The organism is Streptomyces sp. NPDC002690 (assembly GCF_053592415.1).
The window spans coordinates 1-7,529 of record NZ_JBSFVR010000364.1 but is presented as its reverse complement, the minus strand read 5'-3'; the positions used below and the strand labels follow the sequence as shown (position 1 = coordinate 7,529).

Genomic DNA, 7,529 nt, shown 5'->3' with positions numbered 1-7,529 from the left:
GCGGTAGCCGCGCAGCTTCACCTGTCCGTCCGCGCGGGCGACGTAGGCGATGTGCCCGTCACCGGTCCAGCGAACGAGGTCACCGGTGCGGTACATCCGCCCGCCCGCGGGACCGTACGGGTCGGCGACGTAGCGGCCCGCGGTCAGCGCGGGCTGCCCGGTGTAGCCCCGGGACACTCCGCGTCCGGCGAGGTACAGCTCGCCCACCACGCCCGGTGCGACCGGGCCGAGGGCCCCGTCGAGCACGTGCAGCCACACGCCGTCGAGCGGGCGGCCGATGGGCGGCGGCCCAGCAGGAAGGGCGGCGGTCACGTCGAAGCGGGTCGCGAAGGTGGTCGTCTCGGTCGGCCCGTACACATGGAGGACCCGCAGGCCCGGCGTGGCGCCTGCGATCCGCTGCATGCCGTCCGGGGAGGCGAGTTCACCTCCGGCACACAGCAGGCGCATCCCCTGGAACGCCCCGGGGTCGGTCTCGGCGATCACGTTGAAGAGCGCCGTCGTCAGGAAGACGGCGGTGACGCCGTGCCGGCGGACGGCGTCACGGAGGACTCGGGCCTCCAGCACGCCCTCGGGCGCGACGACGATCGTGCCGCCGTGCAGGAGCGGGGCCCAGATCTCGAAGGTGGAGGCGTCGAAGACGTACGCCGAGTGCATCAGCACCGCGTCGGCGGCGCCCTCCCGCCAGGCGGAGTCGTCGGCGAGCGCGGCCACGTCGGCGTGGGTGACACCGACGCCCTTGGGCAGTCCGGTGGAGCCGGAGGTGAACATGGTGTACGCGAGGGTGTCCGGCCCCGGTACGGCGACCGGGCGGCCCGGCCGTCCGGGGGCACCGCGCAGGACGCGGCCGAGCCGGTCCACCACCAGGACCGGCAGCCGGCCGGCGGTCGCGGTGACCCAGGGGGAGGTGAGGGACGCCTCGTCGACGACGAGGACCCGCACCGACGCGACCCCCGCGACCTGGGTGAGCCGCTCCTCGGGCCAGCGCGCGTCCATGGGGACGTAGGCGCCGGCCGCGCGGACCGTGCCGAGGGAGGCCGTCACGACGGCGGGCGACCGGGCGAGCAGCACGCCGACACCGGATTCGGGGCCGACACCGAGTCCGGTGAGGGCGCCGGCGAGGTCGGAGGAGAGCGCGTCGAGTTCGGCGTAACTGAGGCCGGCGGTGTCGTCGGCGACCGCGGTGGCGTCCGGGGTGCGGAGAGCCTGGGCGGCGAAGAGGGCGGGCAGGGTGGTGTCCGGTGCGGCCTCGCCGAGCGGGCGGCCGGTGCCCCAGCGGGTGACCCGGGCGTGTTCGCCGGCCGTCAGCAGGTCGTAGCCGGCGAGCGGCCGGTCGGCGTCGGCGGCCACCTGTTCCAGGAGGCGGACCAGCCGGGCGGCGAGGGTTTCGACGGTGTCGCGGTCGAAGAGGGCGGTGGCGTACTCGATCCCGGACGTGAGGCCGCCGTGCTCGCGCTCCTCGGTGAAGGCGAAGGTGAGGTCGAACTTGCTCAGACCGTTGTGGACGAGCCGGTCCTCCACGGTGAGCCCGGGGAATTCGGGGCGGACGGACTCCTGGTTCTGCAGCACCAGCATGGTCTGGAAGAGCGGGTGGTGGTCGCCCGCCCGGACGGGGTTGAGGCTCTCCACCAGCCGCTCGAACGGCACGTCCTGGTTGCCGTAGGCGGCGAGGTCGAACTCCCTCACGCGTACCAGGAGTTCACGGAAGGTGGGGCTGCCGGACAGATCGGCGCGCAGGACGAGAGTGTTGACGAAGAAGCCGACCAGGTCCTCCAGCGCCTCGTCGGTGCGCCCGGCGACGGGGGTGCCCAGCGGGATGTCGTCACCCGCGCCGTGCCGGTGCAGCAGGGTGGCCACCGCCGCCTGGAGCACCATGAAGAGACTGCTTCCCGACTCCCTCGCCAGGACCAGGAGCCGGGCGTGGAGCGCGGGGGGTACGTCGAATTCGTGGACGTCTCCCTTCGGATCGGCGGTGACCGGGCGCGGCCGGTCGAGTGGCAGGTCGATCAGGCCGGGCAACCCGGCGAGCGCCGTGTGCCAGTGGTCCAGCTGTCGGCCCAGCACGCTCTGCGGTGCGGTGTCCTCGCCCAGGGTGGCGTGCTGCCAGAGGGTGTAGTCGGCGTACTGGAGCACGGTGGCGGACGCCGGTGCGGGTTCCCGGTCAGCCAGCCGGTCCCGGTAGGCCTCGCCCAGGTGGCGGGCGAGCGGGGCGAGGGACCAGCCGTCTCCCGCGATGTGGTGCAGGACCAGCACCAGGACGTGGTGGCCTGGGGTGGCGCGCAGCAGCAGGGCGCGCATCGGCAGGTCGGCGGTGACGTCGAACGGCTCGCGCACGGCGTCGAAGACGGCCTCGTCCAGATCGGCCGGGGCCACGTCCACGACCGGCAGGGCGGGAGCGGAGATGTCCACGCCAATGATCAACTGGTGCGGTGTGCCGTCCCGTTCCGGAAAGAGGGTGCGCAGGGACTCGTGCCGCTCCACGACGTCGCGCAGCGCCGCGCGCAGCGCTTCCGTGTCCAGTGCGCCGTCGAGTTCGAGTACCAGCGGGATGTTGTAAGTGGAGCTGGGCCCTTCGAGCCGGTTGAGGAACCAGAGCCGCCGCTGGGCGAAGGAGAGCGGGAGCGGATCGGGCCGCCGCTCGGCCGGAGCCACGGGAGGGCGGGTCCGGGCAGCCGGGTCGAGGGCGCGGGCCAGGCCCGCGACGGTCGGGTGCTCGAAGAGGGTGCGTACGGCGATCTCGGCGCCCAGTACGGCACGGACGCGGCTCACCACGCGCATGGCGAGGAGCGAGTGACCGCCGAGGTCGAAGAAGCCGCTGTGCGGGCCGACTTCGGCCAGGCCGAGGACGTCGGCGAAGATCCCGGCGAGCAGTTCCTCGTGGAGGGTGGGCCGTCCGGGTACGGCCGGGCCGTCGGTGTGCGGGCCGGGTTCGGGCAGGGCGCGCCGGTCCACCTTGCCGTTGGGCAGCAGGGGCAGGGCGTCCAGGACGACGACGGCGGCGGGCACCATGTGCTGCGGGAGGGCCTCGGCGAGGCCGTCCCGCAGGGCGACGGGGCGCACGGCGGGATCGTCGGTCACGGCGTAGGCGACGAGGCGGCGCCGGCCGGGCGCGTCCTCGCGGATCACCGCGCAGGCGCCCGTGATGGCGGAGTTGGCCAGGAGAGCGGCCTCCACCTCGCCCAACTCGATCCGGAAGCCGCGGAGTTTGACCTGGTCGTCACCACGGGAGAGGTAGTCGAGCAGTCCGTGGCCGTTCCACCTCACCAGGTCGCCCGTCCGGTACATGCGGGTGCCGTCGGCGGTGAAGGGGTCGGCGACGAAGCGCTCGGCGGTCAGAGCGGGCCGGTGCAGGTAGCCCCGGGCGAGGTTGGGGCCGCTGAGGTACAGCTCCCCGGTGACGCCGGGCGGTGCGGGGCGCAGGCGGTCGTCGAGGACGTACGCGCGCATGGTGTCCACCGGTCGGCCGATCGGGACGGTTTCGGCCGGGGATTCGGTCCGTGGGCCGTCCTCGCGGTGCGCGGTCGCGTCGATGGTCGCCTCAGTGGGCCCGTACAGGTTGTGCACGTCGGCGCCCCAGCGGGCGGCGATCTGGCCGGCGAGGGCGCGCGGCAGGGGTTCGCCGCCGCACAGGACGGCGCGCAGCCGGGGCAGCGGCGCGGCATGGGCGGCCTCGGCGAGAACGTGGGTCAGGTGCGAGGGCACGAACTGGGCGACCGTGATGCCGAACCGTCCCATCCAGGCGATGAGTTCGGCGGGCTCCCGGTTGGCCCGGGGCGGCAGCACGCAGACCTCGGCACCGTTCATCAGCGGGAGCCACAGCTCCCACACGGAGGCGTCGAAGCTGGTGGAGGTGCGGGCGAGGACCCGGTCCTCGCCGGTGAGGTCCAGGTGGTCCGCGAGCCACGCCATGTGGTTGGCCAGCGCGCCATGGGACACGACCACACCCTTGGGGCGGCCGGTGGAGCCGGAGGTGTAGATGACGTACGCCGGGTCATGCGGGTGGGGTACGTGGCGGGCGCCCGGGGCATCCGGCGCGGGGGCCTTTGCCGGGGCGTCGAGGGCGAGCCAGGGCAGGCCGGTGACGGGCAGCGACGAGTGGGTGGCCGTGGTGGTGAGCAGCAGGACCGGCCGGGCGTCGTCGAGCATGTGCCGGATGCGAGCCGCCGGGTACTCCGGGTCGACGGGTACGTAGGCGGCGCCGGCCCGCAGCACGGCCAGCATGGCGACGACCGTGTGGACGGACGAGGGAGCGGCGACGGCCACCCGGTCCTCCCGGCCCGCGCCCCGCTCGCGCAGGGCGTGGGCGAGGGCGTCGGCCCGGGCGTCGAGTTCCGCGTAGGTGAGGGTGGTGCTCTCGTCGCGGACCGCGACCGCGCGGGGGGTGCGTGCGGCCTGTTCGCGGACCGCCTCCGGTGCGCTGATCGCGGGCAACGGCCTTGTGTTCCCCAGCCCTTGGGCGAGCATCCGGTCCCGCTCGTCCGGACCGAGCGGGTCGAGGCTCCCGACAGGTCGGTCCGGGGCGGCGACGGCGAGGGCGAGCACACGGGCGAACCGTTCGCTCAGACCGCGGGCGGTGGCCGTGTCGAAGAGGTCGGTGGCGTACTCCAGATACCCCCCGATCCCGGCGGACTCAGAATCGGTGTCGGCGAGTTCGGTCAGCGAGAAGGTCAGGTCGAACTTGCTGATCCCGGTGTGCGCGGACCGGTCCCGGGCGGTGATCCCGGGCAGGTCCAGGTCGGTGCGCTCCTGGTTCTGGAGGACCAGCATGGTCTGGAAGAGCGGGTGGTGGCCGCCGGACCGCTCGGGGTTGACGGCTTCCACGATCCGCTCGAAGGGAAGGTCGCCGTGACTGAGGGCGGCGATGTCGAATTCGCGTACGCGCTCCAGCAGTTGACGGAACGTAGGGTCACCGGAGAGGTCAGTGCGCAGCACGACGGTGTTGACGAAGAACCCGACCAGATCACCGAGGGCCTCGTCCGATCGGCCCGCCGCGGCGGTGCCCAGGGGGATGTCGGTGCCGGCGCCGTGAGCGTGCAGCGTCACCGCCAGCGCCGCCTGGAGCACCATGAAGGGAGTGCAGCCCGCCGTGCGGGCGAGCCGGACGAGCGCGGCGTGTTCGGGGGCGGGCAGGGCGAAGGGGACCGCGTCGCCCCGGTGGCTGGGCACGGCGGGGCGCGGCCGGTCGAGGGGCAGGTCGAGCAGGTCGGGGGCGCCGCGCAGGGCTTCCCGCCAGTGGGCGAGCTGGATCGCGGCCAGGCTCTCCGGGTCGGTTTCGTCGCCGAGCAGCCGGTGCTGCCAGAGGGTGTAGTCGGCGTACTGCACGGACAGCGCGGGCCAGTCGGGGGTGCCGGTGCCCTCGACCCTGGCGCGGTAGGCGGCGCCGAGGTCGCGGACGAGAGGGGCGAGGGACCAGCCGTCGGCGACGACGTGGTGGAGGACGAGGACCAGGAGGTGGCGGGCCGGGGCCTCCTGGAGCAGGCTCGCCCGGACGGCGAGATCGCCGGTGAGGTCGAAGGGCTCGGCCGTGAGACGGCGGATCGTTTCCTCCGCCCAGGCTCCGGCCTCCCCCTCCGCACCGGCCGCTCCGTCCGCACAGGCCGCTCCGGCCGCTCCCTCCGCACCGGCCTCTCCGTCCGCACAGGCCGCTCCGGCACCGGGTTCCCCGGCCGGGGACCGCAGGACGGTGAGCGGGACCAGCTCCGCCGCGACGGCCGCGTCGAGGATCCGCTGTCGGGGTACGCCGTCGTACTCGGCGAAGACGGTGCGCAGACTCTCGTGCCGGGTTACCACGTCGGCCAGGGCGCCCCGCAGGGCCCGGATGTCGAGCGGGCCGTCGAGTTCCAGGACGAGCGGAATGGTGTACGTGTCGCCGGGGCCCTCCGCCTTGTTGAGGAACCACAGCCGCCGCTGCGCGAACGAGAGCGGCACCGCTTCGGGGCGCGGCTGCGGCGTGAGGGCGGGACGGGCGGCGCCGGTGGTGTCGAGGACCGCCGCGAGCGAGGCGACCGTGGGGTGGTCGAAGAGGGCGCGCAGGCCGAGTTCGGTTCCCAGAGCCGCGCGCACCCGGCCAGTGAGACGGGTGGCGAGCAGCGAATGGCCGCCCAGGGAGAAGAAGTTGTCGTCGGCGCCGACGGCGGCGACGCCCAGCACGTCGGCGAACAGACCGGCCAGCACCTCCTCGTACGCGGTGCGCGGGGCGCGGCCCGTGGTGGTCGCGGCGGGGGGTGCGGGCAGGGCGCGGCGGTCGACCTTGCCGTTGGGGTTCAGGGGAAGTGCCTCGAGCGTCACGAACACCGAGGGCACCATGTACGCGGGCAGGGCGCGGCCCACGCGGCGGGCGAGCACGGTGTCGTCCAGGGCCGTGCCCGCGACCGGCACCACGTACGCGACGAGCCGGCGGTCGCCGGGTATGTCCTCGCGGACCAGGACGCTCGCGGCCCGTACGCCCGGGTCGGCGAGCAGGGTGGACTCGATCTCGGCCGGTTCGATGCGGTAACCACGCAGCTTGACCTGCCCGTCCACGCGTCCGACGTACTCGATCTCGCCGCGGGCGGTCCAGCGCACGAGGTCCCCGGTGCGGTACATGCGGGCCCCGCGCGGACCGTGCGGGTCGGCGACGAACCGCCCGGCGGTCAGCGCGGGACGCCCCCGGTAGCCGCGTGCGACGCCGCGGCCGGCCACGTACAGCTCCCCGACCACGCCGGGCGGAACCAGGGCGAGGCCGGCGTCGAGCACGTGGAGCCGCATCCCGTCGAGCGGGCGGCCGATGGGCGGAAGTCCGCCGGCGCCGCCGGAGACCCGGTGGCGGGCGGCGAAGGTGGTGGTCTCGGTGGGGCCGTACACGTGCAGGACCTGGGTGCGGGGCGCGGCGGCGGCCACCCGTTGCATCAGGTCGGGGGTGGCGGCCTCACCGCCCGCGGCGACCAGTCGCAGCCCGGCGAAGGCCGCCGGGTCGGCCTCGGCCACCACGTTGAACAGGGCCGTGGTGAGGAACAGCGCGGTCACGCCGTGGCGGTCGACCAGCCCGGTGAGAATCGGCGCCTCCAGGACGCCCGGAGGCGCGACGACCACCCGGCCACCGTGCAGGAGCGGTACCCAGATCTCGAAGGTGGAGGCGTCGAAGACGTACGCCGAGTGCAGCAGCACCGCCTCGCACGCTCCGCCGGTCCAGGCGGAGTCGGCGGTCAGCGCGAGCACGTCGGCGTGGGTGACTCCGACGCCCTTGGGCAGGCCGGTGGAGCCGGAGGTGAACATCACGTACGCGAGGCGGTCGGGGTGCGTGACCGGTGTGCGGTGTCCAGGTACCGACGGGGCGCCGCGCAGGATCCGGCCGAGGGCGTCGACGACGATCACCGGCAGGACGGCCGCGGTCACCTTGACCCAGTTCTGCCCGGCCGCGGCCTCGTCGACCACCAGGGCGCGGACTCCGGCGACGCCCGCGACGCGGCCGAGGCGCTCCTCGGGCCAGGTGGCGTCCATCGGTACGTACGCGGCGCCCGCGCCGACCACGCCGAGGGTGGCGGCCACCATCG

1 protein-coding gene is annotated in these 7,529 nt (G+C 74.4%); it reads right to left on the bottom strand.

Annotation, left to right across the window (positions count from 1 at the left end):
* The coding region (locus ACWD3D_RS30510) for an amino acid adenylation domain-containing protein (protein WP_451463986.1) at positions 1-7,529 on the bottom strand (7,529 nt) is incomplete at both ends.